The sequence below is a fragment of the Acinetobacter rudis genome (assembly GCF_000829675.1).
GTDB classification, from domain to species: Bacteria; Pseudomonadota; Gammaproteobacteria; order Pseudomonadales; family Moraxellaceae; genus Acinetobacter; species Acinetobacter rudis.
This window is the reverse complement of the sequence record NZ_BBRX01000027.1, coordinates 26,508-52,580: the sequence shown is the minus strand read 5'-3', so window position 1 is coordinate 52,580 and position 26,073 is coordinate 26,508. Positions and strand designations below refer to the sequence as shown.

23 protein-coding genes and 1 tRNA gene are annotated in these 26,073 nt (G+C 37.3%); 16 read left to right on the top strand and 8 right to left on the bottom strand.

Features of this window, described 5'->3' with window-relative positions; translation table 11 throughout:
- Positions 1-134 precede the first annotated feature (134 nt).
- The 5 genes from Aru01_RS08045 (at position 135) to Aru01_RS08025 (ending at position 5,853) form a co-directional block, all read left to right on the top strand.
- Positions 135-974, top strand: a complete 840-nt coding sequence (locus Aru01_RS08045) for a tetratricopeptide repeat protein (protein WP_016655591.1) — start codon at positions 135-137, stop codon at positions 972-974.
- Positions 975-1,474: 500 nt separating this feature from the next.
- Positions 1,475-1,933, top strand: coding sequence for a hypothetical protein (locus Aru01_RS08040; protein ID WP_155757935.1), 459 nt, complete (start codon positions 1,475-1,477; stop codon positions 1,931-1,933).
- Positions 1,934-2,386: 453 nt separating this feature from the next.
- Entirely contained in the window at positions 2,387-3,127 is a 741-nt protein-coding gene (locus tag Aru01_RS08035) for a tetratricopeptide repeat protein (RefSeq protein WP_016655593.1), read from the top strand.
- Positions 3,128-3,420: 293 nt separating this feature from the next.
- Positions 3,421-4,296 (top strand): tetratricopeptide repeat protein, encoded by an 876-nt coding sequence (locus Aru01_RS08030; protein ID WP_016655594.1) that lies wholly within the window; start codon positions 3,421-3,423, stop codon positions 4,294-4,296.
- A gap of 840 nt (positions 4,297-5,136) precedes the next feature.
- Positions 5,137-5,853 carry a tetratricopeptide repeat protein gene (locus Aru01_RS08025; protein WP_016655595.1) on the top strand — a complete coding sequence of 239 codons (717 nt, stop codon included), beginning with the start codon at positions 5,137-5,139 and terminating at the stop codon, positions 5,851-5,853.
- A 320-nt stretch (positions 5,854-6,173) separates the two neighbouring features.
- Here Aru01_RS08025 and Aru01_RS08020 read toward each other — a convergent pair.
- A tRNA-Val gene (locus Aru01_RS08020) sits at positions 6,174-6,250 on the bottom strand.
- Between the two features lie 250 nt (positions 6,251-6,500).
- On the opposite strand from Aru01_RS08020, the gene Aru01_RS08015 reads away from it, so the two are divergent.
- The 4 genes from Aru01_RS08015 to Aru01_RS08000 all read left to right on the top strand — a co-directional run bounded on the left by Aru01_RS08015 (position 6,501) and on the right by Aru01_RS08000 (position 10,591).
- Entirely contained in the window at positions 6,501-7,037 is a 537-nt protein-coding gene (locus Aru01_RS08015) for a hypothetical protein (RefSeq protein WP_016655596.1), read from the top strand.
- A gap of 143 nt (positions 7,038-7,180) precedes the next feature.
- Positions 7,181-7,714: a hypothetical protein gene (locus Aru01_RS08010; RefSeq protein ID WP_040331096.1), complete on the top strand. Its 534-nt coding sequence runs from the start codon at positions 7,181-7,183 to the stop codon at positions 7,712-7,714.
- A 456-nt stretch (positions 7,715-8,170) separates the two neighbouring features.
- Entirely contained in the window at positions 8,171-9,490 is a 1,320-nt protein-coding gene (locus Aru01_RS08005) for an NCS2 family permease (protein WP_016655598.1), read from the top strand.
- A gap of 102 nt (positions 9,491-9,592) precedes the next feature.
- Positions 9,593-10,591, top strand: a complete 999-nt coding sequence (locus Aru01_RS08000) for an adenosine deaminase (protein WP_016655599.1) — start codon at positions 9,593-9,595, stop codon at positions 10,589-10,591.
- A gap of 281 nt (positions 10,592-10,872) precedes the next feature.
- On the opposite strand, the gene Aru01_RS07995 is transcribed toward Aru01_RS08000, so the two are convergent.
- Positions 10,873-11,427 (bottom strand): cytochrome b, encoded by a 555-nt coding sequence (locus Aru01_RS07995; protein WP_016655600.1) that lies wholly within the window; start codon positions 11,425-11,427, stop codon positions 10,873-10,875.
- Between the two features lie 228 nt (positions 11,428-11,655).
- Here Aru01_RS07995 and rnhB point away from each other — a divergent pair, with 228 nt between their 5' ends.
- Positions 11,656-12,264 (top strand): ribonuclease HII, encoded by a 609-nt coding sequence (gene rnhB / locus Aru01_RS07990; protein WP_303621051.1) that lies wholly within the window; start codon positions 11,656-11,658, stop codon positions 12,262-12,264.
- A gap of 73 nt (positions 12,265-12,337) precedes the next feature.
- Here rnhB and csrA read toward each other — a convergent pair whose 3' ends face one another.
- From csrA to alaS, 3 genes are all read right to left on the bottom strand, one after another.
- The gene (gene csrA, locus Aru01_RS07985) at positions 12,338-12,592 is read right to left on the bottom strand and encodes a carbon storage regulator CsrA (protein ID WP_004989721.1); all 255 of its coding nucleotides are present in this window, start codon (positions 12,590-12,592) and stop codon (positions 12,338-12,340) included.
- A 240-nt stretch (positions 12,593-12,832) separates the two neighbouring features.
- Positions 12,833-14,113, bottom strand: a complete 1,281-nt coding sequence (locus Aru01_RS07980) for an aspartate kinase (protein ID WP_016655602.1) — start codon at positions 14,111-14,113, stop codon at positions 12,833-12,835.
- 63 nt (positions 14,114-14,176) lie between these two features.
- Positions 14,177-16,870: an alanine--tRNA ligase gene (gene alaS, locus Aru01_RS07975; RefSeq protein WP_171068160.1), complete on the bottom strand. Its 2,694-nt coding sequence runs from the start codon at positions 16,868-16,870 to the stop codon at positions 14,177-14,179.
- 348 nt (positions 16,871-17,218) lie between these two features.
- Here alaS and Aru01_RS07970 point away from each other — a divergent pair, with 348 nt between their 5' ends.
- The 3 genes from Aru01_RS07970 (at position 17,219) to Aru01_RS07960 (ending at position 21,224) form a co-directional block, all read left to right on the top strand.
- On the top strand, positions 17,219-18,262 hold the full coding sequence (locus Aru01_RS07970; RefSeq protein ID WP_016655604.1) for a type I glyceraldehyde-3-phosphate dehydrogenase: 1,044 nt from the start codon (positions 17,219-17,221) through the stop codon (positions 18,260-18,262).
- Positions 18,263-18,286: 24 nt separating this feature from the next.
- On the top strand, positions 18,287-18,874 hold the full coding sequence (locus tag Aru01_RS07965) for a hypothetical protein (protein WP_016655605.1): 588 nt from the start codon (positions 18,287-18,289) through the stop codon (positions 18,872-18,874).
- A 133-nt stretch (positions 18,875-19,007) separates the two neighbouring features.
- Positions 19,008-21,224 (top strand): TonB-dependent siderophore receptor, encoded by a 2,217-nt coding sequence (locus tag Aru01_RS07960; RefSeq protein WP_016655606.1) that lies wholly within the window; start codon positions 19,008-19,010, stop codon positions 21,222-21,224.
- An 81-nt stretch (positions 21,225-21,305) separates the two neighbouring features.
- Here Aru01_RS07960 and Aru01_RS07955 read toward each other — a convergent pair whose 3' ends face one another.
- Positions 21,306-21,827, bottom strand: a complete 522-nt coding sequence (locus Aru01_RS07955) for a MarR family winged helix-turn-helix transcriptional regulator (RefSeq protein ID WP_016655607.1) — start codon at positions 21,825-21,827, stop codon at positions 21,306-21,308.
- A 63-nt stretch (positions 21,828-21,890) separates the two neighbouring features.
- Here Aru01_RS07955 and Aru01_RS07950 point away from each other — a divergent pair, with 63 nt between their 5' ends.
- On the top strand, positions 21,891-22,760 hold the full coding sequence (locus tag Aru01_RS07950; protein ID WP_016655608.1) for an EamA family transporter: 870 nt from the start codon (positions 21,891-21,893) through the stop codon (positions 22,758-22,760).
- 24 nt (positions 22,761-22,784) lie between these two features.
- Here Aru01_RS07950 and Aru01_RS07945 read toward each other — a convergent pair whose 3' ends face one another.
- Positions 22,785-23,207: an Lrp/AsnC family transcriptional regulator gene (locus Aru01_RS07945; protein ID WP_016655609.1), complete on the bottom strand. Its 423-nt coding sequence runs from the start codon at positions 23,205-23,207 to the stop codon at positions 22,785-22,787.
- A gap of 122 nt (positions 23,208-23,329) precedes the next feature.
- On the opposite strand from Aru01_RS07945, the gene Aru01_RS07940 reads away from it, so the two are divergent.
- On the top strand, positions 23,330-23,893 hold the full coding sequence (locus tag Aru01_RS07940; protein ID WP_016655610.1) for a cysteine hydrolase family protein: 564 nt from the start codon (positions 23,330-23,332) through the stop codon (positions 23,891-23,893).
- A gap of 57 nt (positions 23,894-23,950) precedes the next feature.
- On the opposite strand, the gene Aru01_RS07935 is transcribed toward Aru01_RS07940, so the two are convergent.
- The gene (locus Aru01_RS07935) at positions 23,951-24,742 is read right to left on the bottom strand and encodes a class I SAM-dependent methyltransferase (protein ID WP_016655611.1); all 792 of its coding nucleotides are present in this window, start codon (positions 24,740-24,742) and stop codon (positions 23,951-23,953) included.
- 160 nt (positions 24,743-24,902) lie between these two features.
- On the opposite strand from Aru01_RS07935, the gene Aru01_RS07930 reads away from it, so the two are divergent.
- Positions 24,903-26,069 carry an ATP phosphoribosyltransferase regulatory subunit gene (locus Aru01_RS07930; protein ID WP_016655612.1) on the top strand — a complete coding sequence of 389 codons (1,167 nt, stop codon included), beginning with the start codon at positions 24,903-24,905 and terminating at the stop codon, positions 26,067-26,069.
- Positions 26,070-26,073: the final 4 nt, after the last annotated feature.

Below are 26,073 nucleotides of genomic sequence, written 5' to 3'. Positions count from 1 at the left end.
AGGAGTAGGTGTACATCCAAATTTCAGACTATTGAATCCTTAAAGAGAATTGGTTTCAATGTGTATTCCACAAGGAAATTTAAAAAGATGACAGCCGTCTTGTTATTAGAGTCCTTTTATACGGATTAAGTGAGATGATTAAAAATTTAAAATATATGTTTTTATTTTTTATGGTTGGTGGGTGTGTTAATAATGTACATAAAAGTCAAATACCTCTTGAAAACGGGTGTGTCATGAATCTATATTTTGCAAATAATATTGCTGAGTCAGTAGATTATGCATTTAGTTGTGGTAATACTTTTGAAGCATTTGAAATTATAGATAAAAATAAAAATAATGAAAATAGTGTATTTAATGCTGAACTGGGTCAAATATTATTTCATTATGGTTATACTGATCAAGCTGTAGTATATTTTAATAAAGCTATTAAGCTTAATGAGGCTCAAGGATATTATGGTTTGGCGAGTATTTACAATTTGAGTGGGAGTTACAAAGATATTGGGAGAGTGATTGAACTGCTTAATCGGTCGATTGATTTAGGGTATGATGATGCATACTATAATCTAGGTATGGTGTACTTGGATGAGGAAGAATTTAAAGATATTGAAAAGGCAGAAAATTATTTAAATGAATCGCTAAGAACTGGAAACCCAAGAGCATTTTATGGTTTGGGAGAGGTTTCTATAGAAAATAAAGATTTTAATAATGCTGAAATGTATTTTAAAAAGGCGGTAGAGTATCAGGTTTTCTTAGAGGGTTATCAAGGTTTAATGTTTTTATATGGATTTTATCCAGAATATCTAGGTTATGATTTGGATAAGTCTTTTTATTATATGAATAAAACTCTTGAACTTACAGATGATGAATTTGTGTATCAATCAGCTAGTGAGTTTTACGAGCTTGAAGGGAAATATAAAGATAGTAAAAAATCAGCATATTATGCGAAATTAGCAAAGGAAAAGGCTGTTAATTAATATGAGGAAAAATTAAAAGCACATATAGGTATTCGACTGCCATATTTTGTCTTCTCTACTGTTATTAACATATATCAATATTATTACTATACTTAATTCTAAGCTTTTACCAAGGAATAAAAGTTAAATCCATGAATAGAATTTATGATCACTCATTAACTTAAAAAATCAGAAAGGATTTGAGTTGCAATGTATATTATCAATGAAAATGATCCATAAATTAGAAGTGATGAAATAGTTAGCCTATTGAAATTAAAAAATTAGAAAAAATATTGATATAAATACTGGCAAAAAGAGATGGATGAATGTAAAAGTAAGGGTAGAAATTTTGAGGTTGAAAGGTTATGCTCTCTTAGATGGGATCCAACTAGTAGGATAAGTGGACTAATAATATTAGGTGAAAAGAAATATAATGGCAGGAAAAATACTTTATGAAATATTTTAGAAAGTATACTTTATTGGTCTTATCTGTGATTTTTATTTATGGGTATGATAATAAAATGTCTAAAGCAGAACAGATAAATATAGTTACATCAGATAATAGACTAGAAGATGAAGATAAAAAGATATTGAACGAAATTGATGAAATTACAAACCTAATTTTTGGTAAAAAAACCAAGCTTAATGATCCAGATTTAAGGAATACATATGAAAAAATATCAGTTAATTTTGATATTAATATGGATCAGTTTAATGAAAAATTTCTTTTAGATGCCCAGAATGTTATTCATACTAAGCTAAATGGTAAACTTCTGAAAGACAATAAAAAAGGAGCTTTTATTTATTGTTTAGGTAATAACAAAACTTTTGAAATACACAAGCCACTAGTTATTAGTAAGCAAATTTATGATATGAATGATCTTAATGAAAATGTTAGAGTCTTTAAAATTACTCAATTGGAAAATAGATGGGATGTTAGTATCACTGTTTATAAAACACGCTATGATGAATGTAGCTAACACCACTAATTAGAATAATGTTTGTTGAGTAAAGATTTAACTGAAAGTAAGAAAGTTTTATTATGGAAAATAGATAAATACTCATTATAAACAATGAGAAATCGAAAGGGCTATCTTTTATCATTGTGACAAAGTTTGTATATCACAAAAATTGAGATTGAGATGTGAAATAGTCTAGATACACGCCTAAATACATGAGAGTAAGCACAGGGAATAAGGTCAGTAATTATCTAGTGGAACAAGCCATTATTCATTTTAAATGTTTGCGTTAGACTAGACCCACCTTCAACTCTGAGAGTATGTGACTCTGTAGAGAGAGCTACTATAATTGGAGATAATACTAAATCTTAAACTTAAGTAGCAAATGTTGCAGTTAGAGGAACCATTGGTGCCTCAGGATTTACCTGTTACGCTGTAAACTATTGTAGATAATTCAAATGCTGGATTAAAAAAGTGAAGTTAAAATGTGCGTTACTGTCAGTATTTTTTCTAATAAATTGTACAGGTAGTGGAAAAGATTTGGTCAATGCAGAATCTCTTGAATCTGAGTGTGAGATTGCCGGTTTAGGAAGTAAGCAGTGTCAAATTAATGAATTAAAAGATTATACTTTGGATGAAAAAGAAGCTTTGTTAGGTTGGTTATACATGAATGGCGCGGAAAGCTTTTCACCAAATTATGAAAAAGCTGAATTTTGGTTAAAGAAAGCATCAGAAAATAATAATCCAGAAGCTTTTAATTCTTTGGGTATGATGTACTTCTTAGGTTTAGGGCAAGCAATAAACTATCATCAGGCAGAAAAGTATTTTTTATTAGCAAATCAATATGGAGAGAAAAAAGAAGCTAAAGTTAATTTAGCAGAATTATATCGCAGTAGTCCTGCATTTGGTATATCACTTGATTTTGAAAAGACAAAACAGTGGTATATTTTAGCTGAATCAGAAAATCCATCAAGAGCTTACGAAGGATTATCTAAATTATATTTAACTCAAAATAATTATAAGGAAGTCTATAACTATGCATCAAAAGCAGCAGTTCTGGGCAACCAAGAATCACAATATAATTTAGGTGTTTTGTATGAAAAAGGGATTTATGTAAAAAAAGATAAAAAACAAGCTGAGTATTGGTACACTCAGGCCGCAGAACAAGGTCATGCTAATGCAATTCATAATTTGAAAGGGCTCAAGCAAGAATGAAAAATATTTTATAAAATTATAAATAGCTCCGCAAATAATTTTGTGTAAGTTAAGATAGAGATAAATATCTATAGATCGATAAGAATATAAAATATTCAACTATAAGTTTGAGCATCTCTGTAGCTTGGTGCTCAATTAATATGACTTCGTTAGTTTTTAGAGTGATGACTTGCATCTGCCTTTGAAAATTCAAGTAAGAAGTTTATTATCTGTGAAACATTAGTTTGCAAGGTTGATGCATCGCATCTTGGTTTCAACAATACCTAGACAATGTAGAACATTTGGAAATTTAAATGACCCATAAAATTTTTATCTTATTTTTGTTACCCTTACTTTTAGCTTGTTCAAAGCATAATGAAATTAATTTGGATGTATTAAAAACCTGTAAGGATGATAGTGAGAAGTATATATTAAATGGTTATCTTTTAAATGATCTATTTAGATGTAAAAGAGATAAGGATGCCCTTACCTTAATAAAAGAAAATGAAAAAGTATTTAAAATTCAAGATTACTCTGTAACTGGTGGCGTTTTATTAATGAATAATTACATTGAGGAGGCTATTTATTATCTAAATATTGCAATTGATGGTGACGATCCTATAGCTTACGAGAGGCTAGGTGAGATCTATACTTATAATTATCATTACAAAAACTTAGAGAAAGCAATCGAGCTTTTAAATAAAAGTTTGGATAAAGGCAATTATTATGCTGCATCTTTATTGTCTTATATCTATTTATTTGAAGATAAGTATATAGATTTAAGTAAATCAATATACTATTCAGACTATGCAATTAAACATGGTCATAATTTGGGTTATTACTATAAAAGTATAGCTTTGGCAGAACAAGGTTATTATGAGTCGGCAATGGATAATTTAAATAGAATAGATGATAAAGAATATAGTGAGTATAAAGATTTGGCACTAAGTAAGCTATATGCATATTATAAAAATTATAATGGTTATAATTCAAAACGGTCTAAAGATATTTTAGAAAATTTGGTTGATACATCATCAAACAAAGATCGTTTTTCTTGGCTGGCTGATTTTTATATGTTGGATAATGAATTTAAAGATGAGAAAAAGGCATATGAATTATATAAAAAAGGTGCAGATGCAGGTGATTGGTATAGTGAGAGGGTTTTAATAAATTGGCCTAATAAAAGTTAATATTGTTAATTATTTAGATTAATTTATAGCGGCTTTTATGTACATAGACTTAAACGTCAAAGATTTTCTACACTATTTAACTTCAAGATATAACTTGGGCATTGAGATTATTCATTCCTGTAAGTTAATTTTGAACCACCACGCATGAATCTTATTTAATAGATTCAGAAAGTTTCTGGAACAAAGCTTGTCGACTAATAGTTTGATGCATTATATCTTAAGCATTATTAAAAACAGTAGAAGGAGTATGGTTATAGGTGGTAATTCTCAAACATATAACATGGTGGATTGTAGATATATTAATTGAGATGGATTACGAACAGGTACTATGGAAGCTGTTTATGATTTATGGAGTGTGAGATGGCTAATTCTGCAAACATAACACATAGAGAGGTATCGTTAAAAAATATATTATAAATTTTTTGCAGGTTTTTTTGGCAATGATTCAATGTTATTTTAGAAATAGAAAGCTGTTACTTTCACAAATCCTATTGTTTTAGTCCTTTCATTTATAACAAATTTGATAAAATCCATATTCTTTATGATTTGTGCATGATTAGACCTACAAATGCATAATAAAACATAATATTTTGAATTTTAAAAGAGATTTTGATTCACCAATATTTAATTAAATATTGGTGAGTTAATTGTGATGATAATCAAAATATACATGATGATCTTCAGGTTTTTCGCAGTCAAATAAGGCAGTTGAGTTGAATGTTTAATAAGATAGAAAGTCAGTAAGAGATTTCAAAGAACCTATGAAAGGAGTGTCATCTGAGGTATTCTTAAGATTTGGATACTATTATTATCATTTACTGAACCAAGGGTTATAAAATTATGAAAAAAATATTAATTTCAATTTTATTATTAAATAGTTTATGGTTATCATTATGCTCAGAATCATCACAAATAAATGATAGTACTCCAAACATAGACGTAATTGAGAAAGAAGCATCAAACGGTCATGTTCTTTCGCAGTATAATTTGGGCATTTTATATCTTCAAGGTATTGGTGTAGCTAAAGATATAAATAAAGCTATTTACTGGATTACTAAGGCAGCGGAGGCTGGTGATTCTGATGCACAATATAATTTAGGTGTCATTTACTCTGAAAAAGAATATGAGAGTTTTAATAATTTTGAAAAATCTTATTATTGGTATAAAAAATCAACTGAAAAAAATAATAAAATGGCATTAAATAACCTCGCTAATTTTTATAGAGAAGGCACTGGCAATATACAAAGAAATTATAGTGAAGCTGTGAGGTTATATAAGCTGTCTGCAGATCAGGGGTATGCTCCAGCACAAGTAAATTTAGGTAGTATGTACTTAAATGGTTATGGGGTTTCTGTAAGTATTACTAAAGCATTGGAGTTATATAATATGGCGGCTCAACAAGGTGATGCCGATGGACAGTATCTATTAGGGAGTGTGTATGCAGAGGGTATAGGGGTGAAAAAGGATATTGAGAAAGCAAAATTTTGGTTTCAGAAATCGAATAATCAAGGGAATGTCGCTGCTCAGGAAAGACTAAATTTATTGAGACAAAATTAAGAGATCTTATAAATTGTTATGTTTCGTGGTTTAAATAAATTAATATAAAACATTGTGTTAATTTATTTTAGCAGACGTAATCTCCACCAAAATTGAGTAGCATGGTTAATTTATATCGATTAATTTTAATTTAAGAAAAATATTGGGTAGGTTACCACAAGAGGGCCAGTGGATAGATTCTTTATCGGTCATTAAACTCATACCTACCACTATATCAACATATAGGAGCGACTTAATTTCCTGAATAAACCCCAAAATACCCCTAATAAAAAAGCCCACTTTAAAAGTGAGCTTTGATATGTTGATTGAACAACAAAATTTGGTAGGCATGACCAGATTCGAACTGGTGACCTCTACGATGTCAACGTAGCGCTCTAACCAACTGAGCTACACGCCTAAGTGGGATGCATAATAGTGAGTTTTTAATGGGTTGACAAGAGCTTTTAAAAAAAATGAAGTTATACGCTGATTCTTTAAACAAAAATGAGTGTGCTTCTAAAACTCAGTCAGTTTATTGGTGGATTTTTGAGCAGGATTTGATTTAATGGACTTTTGATCTGACTGTTAAAGTGCAATGGGATATTTCATCTTGCATAAATTACAACTTAAACTAAACTCTTGATAACCAATAAATTAGTTTATGTATTATGTCATATGAAGATATATTTACGCTGATCGTTGACCTTTGTACAATTGCAGCATTTATTGTTGCTTTTGTCGCATGGAAAAACTGGAAAAAACAACAGAACTATACACTGATCTTAGACCAGATTTTTGAGTTTGAGGTTGCACTCAATGCTTATTTTAGTTTAGAGCTGGCATTGATTGAAATTGAAATGGAGCATGTAAAGCAATATCAAGCCAAGAATAAATTTCTACGTTGGCCATTTTTATTGTATTTGGATCGTTTTAAAAACAAGTTCCGATATAAGTCAATTGAAAATAAAATTCATAGCTATAACGATGCATTGTCGACATTGCAAATTTTAGATATCCAATATGATACTTCTAAAATACAAAATGCTGCACATTATGAACATCGCATTTCACGTTTATATCAGGAACTAGACCGCTTAAGCTCCATAAATGAAATATACGCAAAATGTGATGAAATTCATCAATACATTTTGCAAAATATGCAAATTGCTTTAAATGAAGTTAAGGCGATACGCAAGGCTGTTTAAAATGGCTTAAATTTAATAGGATTTGTGCTTGGTTCAATTTGAGAATAGATCGAATGTCATTGGATTGACTCAATCATATTGAACAAATTTGTCAAAGAGGGATTGCTGTGCATTTTAAGACAATCTTGATGGGGTGTATCTTGATGATTGCATCGAGCCTTAGTTATGCACAACCCTTACGTTGTAAACAAGATTTTAATAAAATCCAAGAAATAGTTTTAAAAGAGAAAGAGATATTTGATCATGGTACTTTTGAAGAGTTGATTGTTCACACTAAGCAATTTGAATATGACGAGTTATTTAAGCGTAGTCATCCTCAGCAAAAATATATGGACGGTCGATGGAGTGATGAGGATGAATATTACTCAAGGTTAAAAGAGAGTTTTGATTTTTTTCATGGACAGCAGTTTAAATTTGAATTGGTAATAAAAAATACGGATCAGAACTTTCGTTTGGGCCAGAAAGAATTATGTATTTTTAATGTCCAATTTGTGCCCAATAAGAAAATCAATGGTGAAGGCTTTGAAAGCACATATATTGCTATAAGGCTACTTACCAATCAGAATTGGCGCTTATTTTTAGTTAATGAAAAAATGAGTGAAAAAGATTTGAATGAATTTTTTCCAAACTTTCCCAAAAATGTAATCATTAAAGCACTCGATTATACTCATAAATAGTGAGCATAAATTGAGAAGATCGTTATATAGTTTATGTATGCGCATCTATAAAAAATAATTTTAGTGATCAGTAGAATAAAGCGTACTTAATCTTTCTGAATGAATTAAACAGACTCATTGGTACGTCAAGAGGTGAGTGAACCGTGGTTCTAGTTTTAAGCAGGTAGGTAACTGACTGAGCAATCAAGATTGACGGTAGGCCAGATAGATTTATTTTATAGTGTACTGTGCTATAATTATCGCGTTTTAAAATCGAAGCCGTGCACAGTCTTTAACGCAAGATTTAAGGTTATATATGAAAAAGCTGCCTAAATAAGCAGCTTTTTTTAGTTTCATCTTAAGTTGGAAAATTGAATGTCCTAGTACGTTTTGTGTATATAAAACAATTTAATAGCAACGTGTTTTATGTTGTTTAGATTTTCTATTTTATAGCTCAACGTTCACAGGAGCTCAGCCATGGCACATCCAAATTCAGCACCGAATTTGTTAGAACGCTTATTTAAACTCAGTGAGAATAATACTAATTTTAAAACTGAACTACTTGCTGGTTTTACTACATTTTTAACCATGTGTTATATCGTCATCGTCAATCCGAGTATTTTGTCGTTGACACAAATGGACTTTGGTGCAGTATTCGTCGCAACGTGTTTGGCTGCTGCCATTGGTTGTTTTGTGATGGGGCTCATTGCAAACTATCCAATCGCGCTAGCACCTGGTATGGGCTTAAATGCTTATTTTACCTTTAGTGTCTGTCAAGGAATGGGTGTTCCTTGGCAAACTGCTTTAGCTGCGGTATTTGTTTCAGGTGTGATTTTTATCAGCATCAGTATGTTCAAAATCCGTGAAGCGATCGTTAATGCGATTCCTATGTCGTTGAAGTTTGCGATTGGCGGTGGTATTGGATTATTTCTAGCACTGGTTGGTTTAAAAAATGCTGGGATCATTGTGCATAAGGAAGCGACTATTGTCGGTTTAGGCGACATTACTCAACCATCAGTTTGGTTGGTCGTTTTGGGCTTTTTTATGATCGTTGTATTGCATCATTTTAAAGTGCGTGGTGCGATTATTATCAGTATCTTGGCCTTGACCGTAATTGCTACACTCATGGGGATTAATGAGTTTAAAGGGATCTTTGGTGAAGTTCCATCTCTTGCTCCTACCTTTATGCAAATGGACTTTGCTGGCTTATTTGAAGCCAGTATGATCGGGGTCATCTTTGTTTTTTTCTTAGTTGATTTATTCGACTCAACAGGTACTTTAGTGGGTGTTTCACACCGCGCTGGATTATTAAAAGATGGTAAATTACCACGTTTGAAAAAAGCACTCTTTGCAGATTCTACAGCAATTGTTGCAGGTGCAGCTTTAGGTACATCTTCGACTACACCTTATATTGAGTCATCTTCTGGTGTGGCGGCTGGTGGACGTACAGGCTTAACTGCTGTGTTTGTTGGACTGTTTTTCTTACTTTGTTTATTCCTTGCTCCCTTGGCCCAATCTGTACCAGCATTTGCTACAGCACCAGCGCTGATGTTTATTGGTGTGTTGATGATTCAGGGGATTACCAATATTGATTGGGATGATATTACAGAAGCAGCCCCTGCATTTTTAACGATCGTATTCATGCCATTTACCTATTCTATTGCAGATGGTATTGCAATGGGTTTTATCAGTTATGCAGCGATTAAGTTGTGTACAGGTAAAGCGTCAACTGTACCTTATATGGTGTGGATTATTGCGGTACTTTGGATTATAAAATTCATCGCATTTGGTGGTTAAACATATTTCTATGGGTAGATATAATCTGATTTATATCTGCCCAATTCGTACTATTTTCTAGTTTTAATATTTTGATTCATTTAGTTATTTTTCGGAGTTTGCATGCAGCAACTTGAGCTTATTCGTGCCATACCCAAGGCGGAGTTACATGTCCATATCGAGGGCACATTTGAACCCGAGTTGATGTTTGAAATTGCGCAGCGCAATCAGATTGCTATTCCTTATAAAAGCATTGAGGAAATTAGAGAAGCATATAATTTTCATAACTTACAGTCTTTCCTTGATATTTATTACGCTGGTGCTGCGGTACTTATTCATGAGCAAGACTTTTATGATTTAGCTTGGGCGTATTTTAAAAAATGTCATGAAGATCAGGTGGTCCATACTGAAATTTTCTTTGATCCACAAACGCATACAGAGCGTGGTGTTGCGTTTGCGACATTCTTCAATGGTTTTATGCGTGCTTGTGCAGATGCAAAGACTCAGTTCGGTATAAGCTCACATTTGATTATGTGTTTCTTAAGACACTTAAGCGAAGAAGCTGCATTTGAAACTTTGGCTCAGGCTCAGGCATTTAAAGACGATATTATTGCCGTTGGTTTGGATTCGAGTGAATTAGGCCACCCACCTGAAAAGTTTGAACGTGTCTTTGCAGAAGCAGCACAGCAAGGTTATTTATTGGTTGCCCATGCTGGTGAAGAAGGCCCAGCAGAATATGTTTGGCAGGCTTTGGATGTGTTAAAAGTGAATCGAATCGATCACGGTGTGCGTTCAGAAGAAGATCCTGTGTTACTTGAACGTTTACGTGCTGAGGCGATGCCTTTAACTGTATGTCCTTTAAGTAATCTGAAATTATGTGTGGTTGATGATATGCAGCAACATAATATTCAGCGTTTATTACAACAGGGCTTATGCGTAATGGTCAACTCTGATGATCCATCCTATTTTGGTGGGTATATGAATGACAACTTTATTGCGATTGCTGAGGCACTCAATCTGTCAAATGAGGAAATTAAACAGTTGGCAATTAACTCATTTAATGCATCGTTCATCGATAGTGATCAGAAGACAAAATGGATTGAGAAGATTCAACAGTTGTAAAATATTTTATTTTTTCTGTCTTCGCTGGCCATAGCCAGTGAGCGAAACTTAGCTTTGCTAAACACACAAGCAAAGTATGTGGTTATTTAAAGCTCCATTTGATCAAATCAATACTTTTATAACTACAGATCACACTGCAAGTTGAATATAAAAAATCCCTCCCTTGGATAAGGTGAGGGATTTTTTATATTCAATTAAAATACTGACGTTTTGGATAAGTTTTTAAGCTATAACTAGCTGGTTACTCGAGATGTATGAATATTCATGGTTGAGTAAATTTATTATTGATCACGTCCAATCATACTTTTTAATACATGGTCTTTATCAATAAAATGATGTTTTAATGCAACCAATACATGTCCAGCAATCAATAGACCCGCAAACCAAGAAAGATATACATGTAGTGGGCGTACAATTGCAACGATTTCAGGGTTTTCTTGTAGTAGACGAGGAAATTCTGTCAAATAGATAATCGGCACAGGATGTCCTGCACTCCAGCTAAATAGTGCGCCACTGATTGGTAAGGCAAGTAACATCAGATAAAGCATAAGATGTCCTAAATGCGCTAATTTTTGCATTAAAGGTGACATTGTCGCTGGTAGGTCTGGAGCAGGATGGGTGTATCGCCAAAAAATACGTACAACGACTAAAAAGATAATCAGTACAGCAACGTTTTTGTGCAGGGTAATCACTTCACCTTTAAAACTACCATCAGTGTCGTAACTCAGAAAGTTACCACTATAAAACCCAATTACCCAAGCGGCGATAAAAATAATCGCCATAATCCAGTGCAGGAATTGGGCTGTACGGGTGTAATATTGCGTTTTTGTATTCATTCTTTTGAGGTCCATATGATGAATAATTGCATTTGTCGCATCTTAAAGAATGTTGCGGTATTGAAAAAGAAGCAAATCGTTAACGATGAGACTCATTTTTGCAACGATGATATTATTTTTTCAGCAACTACGAAGTCTAAGTAGATCTCCACGTCTTTAGCCTAGATTTTCTCAAGGTTTTTTAGCCATGTTCGTTGGTGCTTCGTGTTAAAATACCTCGCTTAAAATATGGTGAGATATAAATTAAACATGAAGCAAATCTATATTGCAGGGGTGGATGAGGCTGGACGTGGTCCACTGATTGGATCAGTCGTTGCAGCTGCTGTTATTTTAGATCCTTTGCAACCAATCGAAGGTTTGACAGATTCTAAGAAATTGACCGCAAAAAAACGTGAAAAATTATTTATTGAAATTCAAGAAAAAGCTTTAGCTTGGTCAATTGCTGAAGCGACGCATACAGAGATTGATGAGCATAATATTTTACAAGCAACTTTTCTTGCGATGCGCCGTGCAGTTGAGGGGTTAAGTATTCAGCCGAACAAAGTTATTGTGGATGGTAATCAAATTCCCAAGGGCATAAGTATTGACTGTGAAGCTATCGTTGGAGGGGATTTGAGTCATGCAGAGATCAGTGCTGCCAGTATATTGGCCAAAGTAACACGCGATCAACAAATGGTTGAACTTGATCAGTTATATCCAGATTATGGATTTGCTAAACATAAGGGTTACCCAACTAAAGCGCATTTTGAAGCGATTGCTGAGCATGGTGTGATTGCTGAGCATCGTCGTAGCTATGCACCTGTGCGTAAAGCCCTAGAGGCTGAAAAAGGGCAGTAAGTTCAACAGAGTGATCTTTAAAAAAGTTTAAAGCGGCTATAAAGCCGCTTTAATCGTGGAGAACATTGAATTCTTAGCGATTGAAATTGTTCTGTGAGAAATTATCGTCTTCAAAAGAAGGTTGATAATCCTGATCAAGGTGCTGTAGGTGCTCATGCATCGCACGCTCGTGTTGAATTCGTTGATAGATTTCTTCACGGTGTACAGAAACTTCTTTTGGTGCATTCACACCAATACGAACTTGATTACCCTTAACACCAAGCACAGTTACACTGACTTGATCCCCAATCATTAATGTTTCTCCGACACGACGGGTCAGAATCAGCATGTTTATCTCCTTGCTTAAGCGCTAAACCTGCGATAGTTTTTTTCTAAATTGAAAATAACAACCTCGGTATCAGACGAAATTCTAACAGTTTATTGTGACGAATTACTCGATTTTTCAATGACTGTTGGAACTTTCTAAAACTACGCGTTCTAATATATCAGAGCCACCATAAAAAAAACTATGCTGGCTCTACTTTTTGTTGAGATTTAGAGCGATAAACAGGGCTTATCTGTTTAATAATTAAGCACGTGCGCTTGATTCACCGTGTTCACGATCTAAACCAAAAGTTGTGTGCAAAGTTCGTACAGCCAACTCCAGATAATTTTCATCAATAATTACAGAGATTTTAATCTCTGAAGTTGAAATCATAAGGATATTAATACCTTCTTCTGCAAGCGCTGTAAACATTTTACTTGCAACACCTGCATGAGAACGCATTCCCACACCCACAATTGATACTTTGACAATGTCGTTACGCGTTGCTACTTCACGTGCTCCGATATTGTTTGCAGTTTCTTGTAGGATTTTAGTTGCTTTTGCCAAATCAACACGATTTACCGTGAAAGTGAAATCAGTCGTACCATCTTCTTCAACGTTTTGGATGATCATATCGACTTCAATATTCGCAGCACCGATCGGTGCTAAAATTTTAGCAGCAATGCCTGGTTCGTCTGGAACACCTAAAATAGTAAGTTTAGCTTCGTCACGATTAAACGCAATTCCTGAAATGATTGGCTGTTCCATATTGTCTTCCGATTCAGTAGTAATGAGTGTGCCGACGTTATTCTTAAACGTCTCATCAAATGCACCATCTGTGTCATTATCAAAACTAGAAAGTACACGTAGCGGTACTTGATATTTCCCTGCAAATTCAACAGCGCGAATTTGTAAAACTTTCGAGCCTAGAGACGCCATTTCGAGCATTTCTTCAAAAGAAATGCGGTCAACTTTTTTCGCCTTTGGTGCAACACGTGGATCAGTGGTGTAAACACCATCAACATCGGTATAAATCTGACATTCATCAGCTTTTAAAGCAGCCGCAATTGCAACACCTGTTGTATCTGAACCACCACGACCTAAAGTCGTTGTATTGCCTTCATCGTCAACACCTTGGAAACCAGCAACTACGATGACTCGACCTGCATTCAGATGCTGCATCATCACTTCGTTATCGATTGATTCGATACGAGCCTTATTAAAGGCATTGTCTGTTTTGATGCCAGCTTGGCGGCCGGTTAAAGACTGAGCTTCTACACCAATGGTATTGAGCGCCATCGCTAACATGGAAATCGTCACTTGTTCACCGGTAGACACCATTTGATCGATTTCACGTGGGTCTGGGGTGTCGGTAATGGCTTTAGCAAGCGCCAATAAGCGGTTGGTTTCACCACTCATTGCCGAAACCACCACAACCACCTTATGACCGTGGTCGTGCCAGCGCTTAACACGACGAGCAACATTTAAAATGCGCTCGGGTGTTCCCATTGAAGTACCGCCATATTTTTGAACGATTAAAGCCATAGTTGTTCCATATAAGCCATGATCTCGGTGGCCACACCAAGATCAATTACACAAAAGGTGAAATTAGTGCTGTGCTAGCCAAGCTGGGAGATTAGCCATCACTGCATCAAATTTCTCGTTAAGTGGCGCGCCACCTTGTGCCAAGTCAGGTTTACCACCACCTTTACCACCAAGCTCAGTTGCGAGGTGTTTGATGATGTCACCTGCTTTAATGTTTGCAGTATAAGCTTTAGCAACAGAGGCGATCAGGCTGATTTTGTCAGCATCGGTTGCAACTAAAACAATCACTGCATTGTCTAATTTAGACTTAATACCATCATGTAAGTGACGTAATGCTTTCGCATCCATCCCTTCTACATGGGTGATCAGAGTAGAACGACCTGCAATAGTTTGAACTTGGCCTAAAAGTTCATTTGCTTGTAAGTTTGCCAACTTTTGGTTGAGCTGTTCAATATGCTTTTGCAATAGAGAGTTTTGTTCTACAGCAGCTTGAACACGTTCTACAGTTTGATCTTTTTGGGCTTTGAGGAAGCCATTGATCTGTTGGATATCGCTATCCGCTTTTTGCACCAATTCAAGTGCTTTGCTACCAGTTACAGCTTCGATACGACGAATACCAGCAGCAACACCACTTTCTGAAGTGATTTTAAACAGACCGATATCACCCGTACGTTTTACGTGGATACCACCACAGAGTTCAATCGAGAAATTTTTCTCATCAATGATCGATCCCATTGAAAGTACGCGAACTTCGTTGCCGTATTTTTCACCGAACAACATCATTGCGCCTTTTTCTTTTGCAGCATCAATAGCTAATAGTTCAGTATTGACAACTGAGTTTGCAATAATTTCAGCATTAACTAGACGTTCGACCTGTTGCAGTGTTTCAAAGCTCACAGGTTGGTCGTTAGCAAAGTCAAAACGCAGTACATCACTTGCAACCAATGAGCCTTTTTGTTGTACATGCTCACCTAAAATTTGGCGAAGTGCGGCGTGTAATAAATGTGTTGCAGAGTGGTTGCGTGCAGTAGCAACACGGAGGTCAGCTTGTACTGTTGCTTCTACAGCCTGTTGAACTTTCAGGCTGCCCATGGTGACGATACCTTGGTGTACAAAAGCTGCACCTGATTTTTTGGTGTCTTGCACTTCAAAAATGCCACTGTCATTTTTAAATAGACCAGTATCACCAACTTGACCACCACTTTCTGCATAAAATGGTGTTTGATCAAGTACGATCAGCGCTTCATCACCTTCATGGACTTCATTTACTTCTTGACCATCTTTATATAAAGCAATGATTTTGCCCTGACCTTGGGTAGCGTCATAGCCTTCAAACTGAGTTTCGCTGTCTACGTTCACAACACTGTTGTAGTCAACAGCAAATTTACCTGCATCACGAGCGCGTTGACGCTGTGCGGCCATTTCTTTTTCAAAGCCAGCTTCATCGATTTCAAGCCCACGTTCACGGGCGATGTCTGCGGTTAAGTCAGTTGGGAAACCATAAGTATCATAGAGTTTAAATACTGTTTCACCCGCAATGACTTTTCCTTTGAGATTTGCCAATTCACCTTCAAGCAATTTAAGACCTTGCTCTAATGTTTTAGCGAATAACTCTTCTTCACGAATTAGGATGCTTTCAATGCGTTCACTAAGCTGCTCAAGTTCTGGATAAGCTGTACCCATAACTTCAATCAATGGCTTGAGCATTTTATAGAAGAAAGTTCCTGTTGCGCCCATTTTGTTACCATGACGTACTGCACGGCGAATAATACGACGCAATACATAACCACGACCTTCATTTGATGGATTTACACCATCAGCAATGAGGAAACAACATGAACGCGCATGGTCAGCTACAACTTTAAGTGAGGCAGGGTAGTCAAATGCTACGCCTTTCTGGGCAGCTTCTGCTTGTAGTGCAGTAACATCTACAGCAATAATTTCAGCTGCAGCTTTAAGCAGGTGCTGAAATAGGTCGATTTCATAGTTTGAGTTGACGTGTTGCAATACCGCAGAAACACGTTCAAGTCCCATACCAGTATCTACAGATGGAGCAGGAAGAGGGTGTAATACGCCATCAGCAGTACGGTTAAACTGCATGAAGACGTTATTCCAGATCTCAATAAAACGGTCGCCATCTTCTTCAGCTGAACCAGGTAGACCGCCCCAGATATGATCGCCATGATCAAAGAAGATCTCAGAACAAGGACCACAAGGGCCAGTATCACCCATGGCCCAGAAGTTATCTGATGCGTATTTTTCGCCTTTATTATCACCGATACGAATAATGCGTGAAGCATCTAAGCCGATGTCTTTATTCCATATATCAAATGCTTCGTCATCGGTATGATAAACCGTAACGTAAAGCTTATCTTTAGGTAGACCTAACCACTGTTCCGAGGTTAAGAAGTCCCAAGCAAATTTAATGGCATCTTGTTTAAAATAGTCACCAAAAGAAAAGTTACCAAGCATTTCGAAAAACGTATGATGACGCGCAGTATACCCAACGTTATCAAGGTCGTTATGTTTACCACCAGCACGTACACATTTTTGTGAAGATGTTGCACGAACATAATCACGTTTCTCTAGGCCCAAGAAGCAGTCTTTGAACTGGTTCATTCCGGCATTGGTAAACAAGAGCGTAGGATCGTTAGCTGGCACTAAAGAGCTCGATGCGACACGCGTATGTCCTTGTGTTTCGAAGTAGCGCAAAAAGGCTTCACGGATTTCTGCAGATGTCATAGAACGAGTACTCACGACCAAGTCACTCCATATTTTTTGAATTTGGCTAAATGCATATCTTATCGCAATTGTACTTTGCTTTGAAAAAAGTAAAGTGCAATACAGCAAGATATACGCGGCTTATAAGTTAAAAACGACGAATTATAACGGAAAAAGCTAGTGTGACCAACGATTTTCAGTTGTTTCGTTGACAATTCTAAGGTTTTCTCAGTTGCATAAGAATGACAACTCTAAACTTCTTGTATGGCACTCTTGAACGTTTGTGAATTATTGCATGAATATGACCAACATAATTGTCTGTAAGCATTAAAAATCCGATAACATAGCAGCGACTTGAATATGGTTTAAGGCGGAAGAAGACTGATGCAACGTGTGGCTATCAATGGATTTGGTCGAATTGGACGCAATGTACTGCGTGCGTGGTTTGAAAACCCGAAAAACTTTCAATTTGAAATTGTGGCCATTAATGATATTGCAGATGTAGAAACCTTAGCGCATTTATTTCGTTATGACAGCACTCATGGACGGTTTCCTGGGTCAGTAGAGATATTACGAGAATCTGAAAGTGATTATCTATTGATTGAGAGCGTGGGGCTTCGTGCAAGAGTTGAAGTTCTACGTGTTGAACTTCCAGCCCAATTGCCATGGCAGTCATTAGACGTAGATACTGTATTAGAATGTAGTGGTTTATTTCGCTCTCGTGCTGCAGCGAGCCAACATTTACACGCAGGGGCAACTCGTGTGGTGATTGGAGCAGCCCCATTTGATAGTGTTGATGCAGCGATTGTCTATGGGGTCAATCATCATGAATTAAAAATGAGTGATCAAATCATCTCAAGTGTTTCTTGTACCACGCAGGCACTGGTACCTTTGGTTAAAATCATTGATGATGCGTTTGGGATTGAAACAGCACTAATGACAGAAATCCATGCAGTTACTGCGGATCAAACCGTACTGGATCAAGCACATCGAGATCTACGCCGTGCACGTGCTTCAGGACAGAATATTATTCCAACGACATCATCAGCATTAGGTGCATTAAAGCAAGTTTTACCTAAAATGGATAATCGTATCGATGGTTATTCGATTCGTGTACCCACGATCAATGTTGCGGCTATTGATCTGAGTTTTGTGGCACAACAGGCGATAGATGTTGAACGTTTAAATGAGGTGCTTGTCCAAGCCGCTCATCATGAATATGCTGAAATTATGCAAGTTACAGATGAGCCTTTGGTCTCAAGTGATTTTAATCATTCACCTTATTCTTTGATTGTAGATTTAGGGCAAACCATGATCGTGGGGCAACAAGCCAAAGTTTTTGCTTGGTATGATAACGAGTGGGGGTATGCTAATCGCTTGCTTGATTTATGTGATGTTATCAGTTGTACCATTGCTGCGGATGTTTAAGGGATTTAAGCAAGTTTATTGTGTATGAAACTTTTAATTATTACTGGTGCTATAGCGTCTGTACTCTTGGGGCTATATCTACTTTATCGTGCTTTTGTCCTAGTATTTAAGGTTTTTCGTGCGCGTGTCTTAGAAAAGGTGAGCTTAAATGCCTTACCGCTACGCTTTAACATGAAACAAACTATGACGATTGCGATTTGGCTTGAGGGCCCAATCGGTCAACGGTTACCTGAAGACTTTTCTAAACCAAGTATTGTTGAGTGTTCAACAGGACGCGAGATTAAATTACAGCATTCAATCGGGCGCGCAAGCAAAAATAGTTTTAGCCATGCGAGAACATTGTTGTTTTATGCAGACTTAGCAGAAGGTGAGTATCAGTTGATTCAGTCCGATCAACCTTTGGTTTCGCCTGTTGAAGAAAAAGTTTCAACGGCTATTCAACGCAGCCTGAGTTTATCTACTGCGAAGTTAAGTCAATGCTGTATTTTACTTACAGAGGCGCTTTCTCGTCGTCAACGACTGAGCATGATTGTTTTTGTTTTCTTAGGAGTTTTTGCTTTGATGACAGGGATTCTGAAGTTGTTTGAGCAATGCCTTGCAACAACTTTATAAATAAAATAAATATTCTGAACGTATTTATCTAAATTTCTAATTTTATTGATACTTTTTCATTTAATAAACGACAAATCCATAAGACCTAAAAACTTGTTGTGAGTTTTTATATTCTCACTTTATGGAAATTTCTATGTTTATATTGAATGTTAATGGGAAAGAAAACACGATTAAACCAATAGTTAGAGCGATACAGCTTGCACTATTTTCAGTTTGGGCTGTGAATCATGTCGTTTATGCTGATACTGCTTCAGCATCTTTATCAGAGGATAGTGTACAACTTCCAACGATTACGTTATATGCCAACAAAGAAGAGGGTTATAAAGCCAACAAGCTCTCGCTCGGCAAGTTAGAACAATCTATAAAAGAGAATCCTCAGTCTGTAAGTGTTATTACCGCTAAAAGAATAGAAGATAGTGGCTGGGCAACAGTTGATCAGGCTATTTCACAGACCACAGGAATGACAGTGCAAAGCTCAGGCAACGTCAATGCAACCTATTATAGTCGGGGCTTCGAGGTTGCTGTACAAAAAGATGGTATGAATTCTGGTTATGCTTCTGGTGCTGAGCGCGAAATAGATAGTCTGGCCATGTATGAGCAAATCGAGATTCAACGTGGTGCAGCAGGTTTATTAACAGGGGCAGGACAACCAGGAGGTGTGATTAACTTGGTTAGAAAAAAACCTTTGGCTGAAGATCAAATCAATGTTGCGTTAAAGGCCGGCTCTTGGAGCACTTGGGGAGCGACATTTGATATATCGAATACCTTCTTAGAAGACAATCGCTTGCGTAGTCGTTTTGTTGCTGACTATGAAAACAAAGACTATTTTTATGATGTTGCTGAAAATGAAAATTTAGCTTTATACGGTATTGTTGAATATGATTTATTGCCCAGTACAACTTTAACATTCGGAGCAACATATGACCGTCGTGAAGCAATACCTGAAATAACCGGTGTCCCACGAAATGCAGATGGGAGTGACAGCAAAATTGATAAAACTAAATACCTAGGTGCAGCATGGAATCGTTGGGAGATTGATTCACATTCGTTATTTGCAGGTATAGAACACCGATTTAATGAGGATTGGTCGTTTAAAATCAATGGACAATATGAAAATCGGATTTTGAATTATCAACGTGCTTTTTATGATGGCAATAATCTTAATCTCGATACACATGTATTTGATCAACTTACAGGTTATTTTAGCGGAGACATGAAAATTGAAGATTATGGCTTTGATGCCGCTTTAAATGGTCAGTTTAAGGCATTTGGTCGAAGTCATGATGTGGTATTGGGGTATAACATGCAGCGCTTAGAGGAACCTCGTCCTTGGCTAATGTTAGATCCAATTAAAATTCCAGCGGTGAGCTTGGAAGACTTTGATCCGTATAATGTGTATCGTCCTGATATGCCGCATGTTCCAACGACGACACAACGAGAAACCACTCAAAAAGCTTTTTATGCCATGACACGGCTAAATCCAATCGAACCTTTACACGTTGTAATCGGAGCGCGTTTAGGTCATTGGAAGTTTGTAAATCGAACAATTTCGACTGGCGCTAAAACCAGTGCATATGAAGATCGAAATGTCTTAACTCCCTATGGCGGTATTGTTTATGAGCTCACGGATCAGCTTTCAGTGTATGCAAGTTATGCTGATACTTTCAAAGTGCAAACCAATTACTATACGCTTGAGGGTGATCCTTTAGATCCAGCGGTAGGCGCAAATTATGAATTAGGCATGAAGCAAGAGCTATGGAATGGTAAGGCCATGATCACGGCTGCGTTATTTCGTATAGATGAAGATAACCGTGCTTTGGCAGTCCCAGATACAGAACTGAAGTGTCCTGCGGTGAGTGGTCAATGCTATGCCAATGCGGGCAAAGTACGTAGCCAAGGTTTTGAAACTGAATTTACTGGGGAGTTGTTGGATAATCTACATTTAACTGCGGGTTATACTTTCAATAAAACTGAGTATCTCAATGATATAAAATTTCAAAGTGGCGATACTTATAGTCCCTTCACACCTAAACATATTTTTAAACTTTGGGGGAGTTATACTTTGCCGATGTATGACCAACGTCTAACGCTTGGCGGTGGTGTGAGTTTACAAAGTGAAACCAAGAATATTGCCCAAAATAAGGCGAAGGAACAAATAGATATCGTACAAAGTGGCTATGGTTTATGGAATGCATTTGCAAACTATAAAGTGTCCGATCAAATTAATGTCAGCGTAAATGTAAATAATATCTTTGATAAAACTTATTATAAAAAACTCGGTTCACTGGGCAGTGGTAATTACTATGGTGATCCACGCAGTTTTATGTTGACTCTACGAGCAAAATATTAATCTTTAAACTGTAGTTGATGTTTGGATCAATTGGGGCTCACAGTCGTCTTTGACAATATGACTGTGAGCCTTTTCTTGATCTCAAGACTGACGTTGAGCCTCTAATACACTTAATAACTTCGCTAATTGTTGATCTAAGAGCTCAATATCGGCATGGCTCATGTCTGCGAGTATATTTTGTTCATTTTCCACGTGTCCAGTAATCATTTGGTCAATCAACTTTAGACCTTGCTCCGTTAATTTGACCAACATGCTTCGTGCATCAGCGGGATTGGCAACACGTTGAATTAAACCAGTACTTTCCATACGTTTTAAACGATGTGTCATCGTACCTGAAGTCACCATCAGTGTTGAAAATAATTCTGTTGGGCTCAAGCAGTAAGGCTGACCTGAACGGCGTAAGGCAGCCAACATATCAAACTCCCACAAACTGAGGCCATATTGGGCAAAATGTTGATCAAGCTGTATTTGTAAAAGGGCGGCACAGCGTTGAATTCGCCCAATCGCAGCCATGGGGCTTAAGTCGAGTTCAGGTCGTTCACGAGACCATTGCTTTAAAATTGCATCTACTGCATCGCTTGTTGGAGAATCTTTTTTACTCATTTGTCTTGACTTCAAGATATATTTAAATCAATCTGTATTTTATCTTGAATTGAAGATAAAATCATGCAAAATTCTCAATCCACTACATATATCCGCGATATTTTATTGACAGCCTTGGCGCCTATGATTTGGGGGTCAACGTATATTGTTGCTTCAGAGCTTTTACCTGCAGACCGACCTTTTACTGCAGCTTTAATACGCGTACTGCCTGCTGGCTTAGTATTGTTGTTATGGGCTAGACAATTTCCCCGCAAACAAGATTTCTGGCGATTAACTGTGTTAGCTATTTTAAATATTAGTGCTTTTCAAGCCTTACTCTTTGTGGCTGCATATCGTTTACCAGGTGGTTTGGCTGCGGTTTTAGGTGCTGTGCAACCCTTAATATTGATGGGACTGATATGGGCTGTGGACAGTAAAGCACCCAATAAAATGGCTTTAATCGCGGCGAGTATGGGGGTAGTGGGTATGGCGGTTTTACTTTTGTCGCCAGAAACAGTATTTGAACCGATAGGTATGCTTGCTGCGCTATTGGGTGCAACGAGTATGGCCGCAGGCGTGTGGTTGACTCAGCGCTGGAAGATTCCAATGTCAGTACAAGCTTTAACAGGTTGGCAATTGTTATTGGGTGGCCTGATGTTATTCCCAATCGCTTATGTATTTGACCCAGCTTTACCTGAACTCAATCGCCATCAAATCATGGGTTATGTCTATCTGTGCTTGATCGGGGCATTATTGGCTTATGTACTTTGGTTTCGTGGCGTTGCCCGTTTACCCGCTGTTGCTGTGGCATCGCTTGGATTACTGAGCCCTTTAACAGCGATCTTGTTGGGTTGGCTATTTTTATCGCAAAGTATTACTGGTGTAGCTTTACTGGGTCTAGTTGTTGTACTGATTAGTGTTTTTGCTGTGCAATATAGTGCGAGTAAAGCTTAGCTCTGTACTGAGTACTTTATTTGGCTAAACGGGATAGGCATCTGTCCCGATCTCTTTAATCACAGTATCTACTGAATAATGCCCCCAGTGTGATAACTGTTCAATAAAAAAACGGAATTCAGTTTCAGTGAAATGGGTGATGATCATATAGCAAGCTGAACCAGAGGTTTTGTAGCATGCTGTGAGTTGTTCTTGCTGATTAATAAATTGTTCAAAACTTTCAAATTGATTGTTTTGCATCATGAGTCGAATGAATTGAGTGTGTTCATGTTGGACTTGTATCGTATATTTCTGAATATATCCGAGCGCTTGCAGCCGACTAATTCGTTGGCCAACGGCCTGACCAGTGCGATGAACTCGTAGGCCAATATCCTTATGGCTCAAGCGAGAGTTGCCTTGTAAGAGTTTTAAAATTTTACGATCTGTAGTATCGAGTGGTAGAGACATATTGATTCCTTTATAACGAACTTTCAGTGTGAAAGGCTTGAGGAATGATCTCTTTCATCAAGTTATTCATCACTATGATTTTCCCTGCTAATTTAAATACTTAACCTGATGAGTATAGCCTAATGAAAAAAACTGCATTATTGGTGATTGATGTACAAAATGATTATTTTGCCAACGGTAAGATGGAGCTACATCATCCAGAAGATGCTTTGAACAATATTAATCGATTAGAACAGCACTTCATTCAAGCAAAACAACCTATTATTTATATACAGCATATTTTTAAAGATCCTGATGCTGCATTTTTTGTGCAAGATACGGATGGTGTTAAGTTGCATGCTGATCTTAAGATTGATGAAGATTCAACAATTATTATCAAGCATTTTCCGAACAGTTTTTTCCAAACCACATTACAACAGCACCTAAAACAGATGGGGGTGAGTCAACTGCTCATTACTGGAATGATGACGCATATGTGTGTTGATGCGACTACACGAGCTGCACTTGAGTTGGGTTATGAAACTGTTGTGGTGAGTGACGCAACAGCGACTAAATCCCTTCAATTTGCCGAACATGCAGTGGATGCCCAAACAGTCCAATATACACTTCTTGCTGCATTGCAAATGATTAGTGAGTTAAGTTTGACTCAAGACGTGCTCAATACAATTGATCTGAGTACAGTTTAAGGCCTTAAGCTTGATTCATTGGACTGATTTTATGGAAAGACATAGCATGATAAGCTGTTATTCATTGAGCTTTATACTGCGTGTTGCGATGAAACTCGGTATATACTTTTCAATTTCGAAGCGGGGATATGGTTGCATTTCTTCAAAGTAATCAGCCAGTACTAAACCTGTTTGTAGCTGTCCCTGAATTTGACTGAGCAGGCTATGTCCAAAGATCATGGCCTGTTGTTGCTCAATTTTATGTTGTAAGGCAGCGGGTTCAAGGTCATTTATATCGGCATAGGGAAGTTTATAACAGGGTTTAATTAAGCCTTGTTCAGCGTAACTTGGGTCGCGATCGGCAATAAAAATGACTGGATTAAAAAAGCTAGATAATAATGCGCCACCAGCTTTAAGTACGCGATGGCATTCTTTCCATACACGTTCAATATCAGGTACATACTGATTGGAAATTGGATGAATGATCAAATCAAAACTGGCATGAGCAAAGCGTGATAAATCCTGCATATCACCTTGTTCCAGTTGTAGAGCTAAGTCATCACGTGTAGCCACCATTTTATCTTTGGCCAATTGCTCAGCAGATAAATCAAATACTGTTACCTGCGCACCAGCTGCTGCAAGAATCGGTGCTTGTTGACCGCCTGCGGAAGCCAAACACAGGATATTTTTGCCTTGAATATTGCCTAACCATTTGTGTGGAAGCGGGGAAGGTGTGAGATGGATTTGCCATTCACCTTGACGTGCTGCAGCAACTTGCTCTGAGCTAACTGGTTGAGACCACGGGCTATTTTGTTTGGATTGCTGATCCCAAGCAGTATTATTGTGTGCGATTAAGTCGATTGATGGCATTGTTAGTTTCCTTTGTTTGGGATGAACTTGTATAAATCAATAATAATATAAAAACTCTGATGCATGGTTTGGTTGATCGTGCTAGACTTAGAGAAATCGGGTGTGTTCCCGATTTTTTTATGCGGAAACGACCGCTTTGGCAAATATTTAGGTTTACAACATGCCGATTGCAGAGACCTGGTTATTACCTGATGGTGTAGCTGATGTACTACCAGAGCAGGCGCAAGTCATAGAAACTTTGCGCCGTAAAGCATTGGATTTCCTCGCTCGTCGAGGTTATCAGCTGGTGTATACCCCATTTATTGAATACATCGAATCACTTTCTTCTATTAGTGATTCAAATCAAGATTTAGATCTTGCCACATTTAAAATTATCGATCAGCTCAGTGGTCGTTTGCTTGGTGTACGTGCGGATATGACGCCGCAAGTTGCACGCATCGACGCACATGTGCATCCAGTCGAAGGCATTGCACGTTATTGCTATGCAGGTACTGTCTTACATACTAAACCACAAGGTTTTAATACCAACCGTGCACCCTTACAGTTAGGTGCTGAGTTATTTGGTTCAAGTTGTATTGATGCAGATGTTGAGCTTGTAGATTTGATGCTGAGTTTACTTGAGCATGCAGGCTTTGCTGACGGAATCCATTTGGATTTAGGTCATGTGGGTTTATTTAGAAGCTTGGTAAAACATGCCAACTTAGATAAAGACGCAGAACAACATTTGTCTGATCTATATCAGCGCAAAGCTCTGCCTGAACTTGCTGCCTACACACATGATTTACCTTGTGGTGCAGATTTTAATGCATTAGGGCGTTATGCCAGTGATTTAAATGCATTGCGTCAAAACTTAAGTCCACAAGTGTGGGCGGATGATGAGTTTGCGATGGCATTTAATGCTTTAGCAACGACAAGTGCTGAAATTCAAAAGCGTTGGCCAAATCTACATATTGGTATAGATGTGGTCGAGCTGCGTTCTTACCACTACCACACTGGACTGACCTATGCCGTGTATGCACCCCATCGTGCAGCACCTTTGGCCCAAGGTGGTCGTTATGATGGTATTGGTAAACACTTTGGGCGTGCACGTCCAGCGACTGGTTTTAGTTGCGATCTTTATGCGCTGTGTGCAGGTCAGTTTGAACCTGTTTCAGTGGTGGTTGCTCCTAAGGGAAGCCAGCAAGATCTATTGGAAGCAATCGCTCAATTGCGTGCAGAAGGCCGCAATGTGATACAGCTTTTAGGTCAAGATGATGTGGATTCGGTTGCCTATGCGACGCATCGACTACAACACATCAATGGACAGTGGGCCGTTGAACAAATTTAATGAC

What these genes read in the sequence shown, in the direction of transcription:
- Aru01_RS07935 (WP_016655611.1), bottom strand. Translation starts at nt 24,742, where the DNA reads ATGCCATCAATCGACTTAATCGCACACAATAATACTGCTTGGGATCAG.
- Aru01_RS08045 (WP_016655591.1), top strand. Translation starts at nt 135, where the DNA reads ATGATTAAAAATTTAAAATATATGTTTTTATTTTTTATGGTTGGTGGG.
- Aru01_RS07965 (WP_016655605.1), top strand. Translation starts at nt 18,287, where the DNA reads ATGAAACTTTTAATTATTACTGGTGCTATAGCGTCTGTACTCTTGGGG.
- Aru01_RS07945 (WP_016655609.1), bottom strand. Translation starts at nt 23,207, where the DNA reads ATGTCTCTACCACTCGATACTACAGATCGTAAAATTTTAAAACTCTTA.
- Aru01_RS08025 (WP_016655595.1), top strand. Translation starts at nt 5,137, where the DNA reads ATGAAAAAAATATTAATTTCAATTTTATTATTAAATAGTTTATGGTTA.
- Aru01_RS07995 (WP_016655600.1), bottom strand. Translation starts at nt 11,427, where the DNA reads ATGAATACAAAAACGCAATATTACACCCGTACAGCCCAATTCCTGCAC.
- Aru01_RS08000 (WP_016655599.1), top strand. Translation starts at nt 9,593, where the DNA reads ATGCAGCAACTTGAGCTTATTCGTGCCATACCCAAGGCGGAGTTACAT.
- Aru01_RS07960 (WP_016655606.1), top strand. Translation starts at nt 19,008, where the DNA reads ATGTTTATATTGAATGTTAATGGGAAAGAAAACACGATTAAACCAATA.
- Aru01_RS07980 (WP_016655602.1), bottom strand. Translation starts at nt 14,113, where the DNA reads ATGGCTTTAATCGTTCAAAAATATGGCGGTACTTCAATGGGAACACCC.
- Aru01_RS07970 (WP_016655604.1), top strand. Translation starts at nt 17,219, where the DNA reads ATGCAACGTGTGGCTATCAATGGATTTGGTCGAATTGGACGCAATGTA.
- Aru01_RS08040 (WP_155757935.1), top strand. Translation starts at nt 1,475, where the DNA reads ATGTCTAAAGCAGAACAGATAAATATAGTTACATCAGATAATAGACTA.
- Aru01_RS07940 (WP_016655610.1), top strand. Translation starts at nt 23,330, where the DNA reads ATGAAAAAAACTGCATTATTGGTGATTGATGTACAAAATGATTATTTT.
- Aru01_RS08015 (WP_016655596.1), top strand. Translation starts at nt 6,501, where the DNA reads ATGTCATATGAAGATATATTTACGCTGATCGTTGACCTTTGTACAATT.
- Aru01_RS08030 (WP_016655594.1), top strand. Translation starts at nt 3,421, where the DNA reads ATGACCCATAAAATTTTTATCTTATTTTTGTTACCCTTACTTTTAGCT.
- Aru01_RS07955 (WP_016655607.1), bottom strand. Translation starts at nt 21,827, where the DNA reads ATGAGTAAAAAAGATTCTCCAACAAGCGATGCAGTAGATGCAATTTTA.
- csrA (WP_004989721.1), bottom strand. Translation starts at nt 12,592, where the DNA reads ATGCTGATTCTGACCCGTCGTGTCGGAGAAACATTAATGATTGGGGAT.
- rnhB (WP_303621051.1), top strand. Translation starts at nt 11,656, where the DNA reads ATGGTGAGATATAAATTAAACATGAAGCAAATCTATATTGCAGGGGTG.
- Aru01_RS07950 (WP_016655608.1), top strand. Translation starts at nt 21,891, where the DNA reads ATGCAAAATTCTCAATCCACTACATATATCCGCGATATTTTATTGACA.
- Aru01_RS07930 (WP_016655612.1), top strand. Translation starts at nt 24,903, where the DNA reads ATGCCGATTGCAGAGACCTGGTTATTACCTGATGGTGTAGCTGATGTA.
- Aru01_RS08005 (WP_016655598.1), top strand. Translation starts at nt 8,171, where the DNA reads ATGGCACATCCAAATTCAGCACCGAATTTGTTAGAACGCTTATTTAAA.
- Aru01_RS08010 (WP_040331096.1), top strand. Translation starts at nt 7,181, where the DNA reads ATGATTGCATCGAGCCTTAGTTATGCACAACCCTTACGTTGTAAACAA.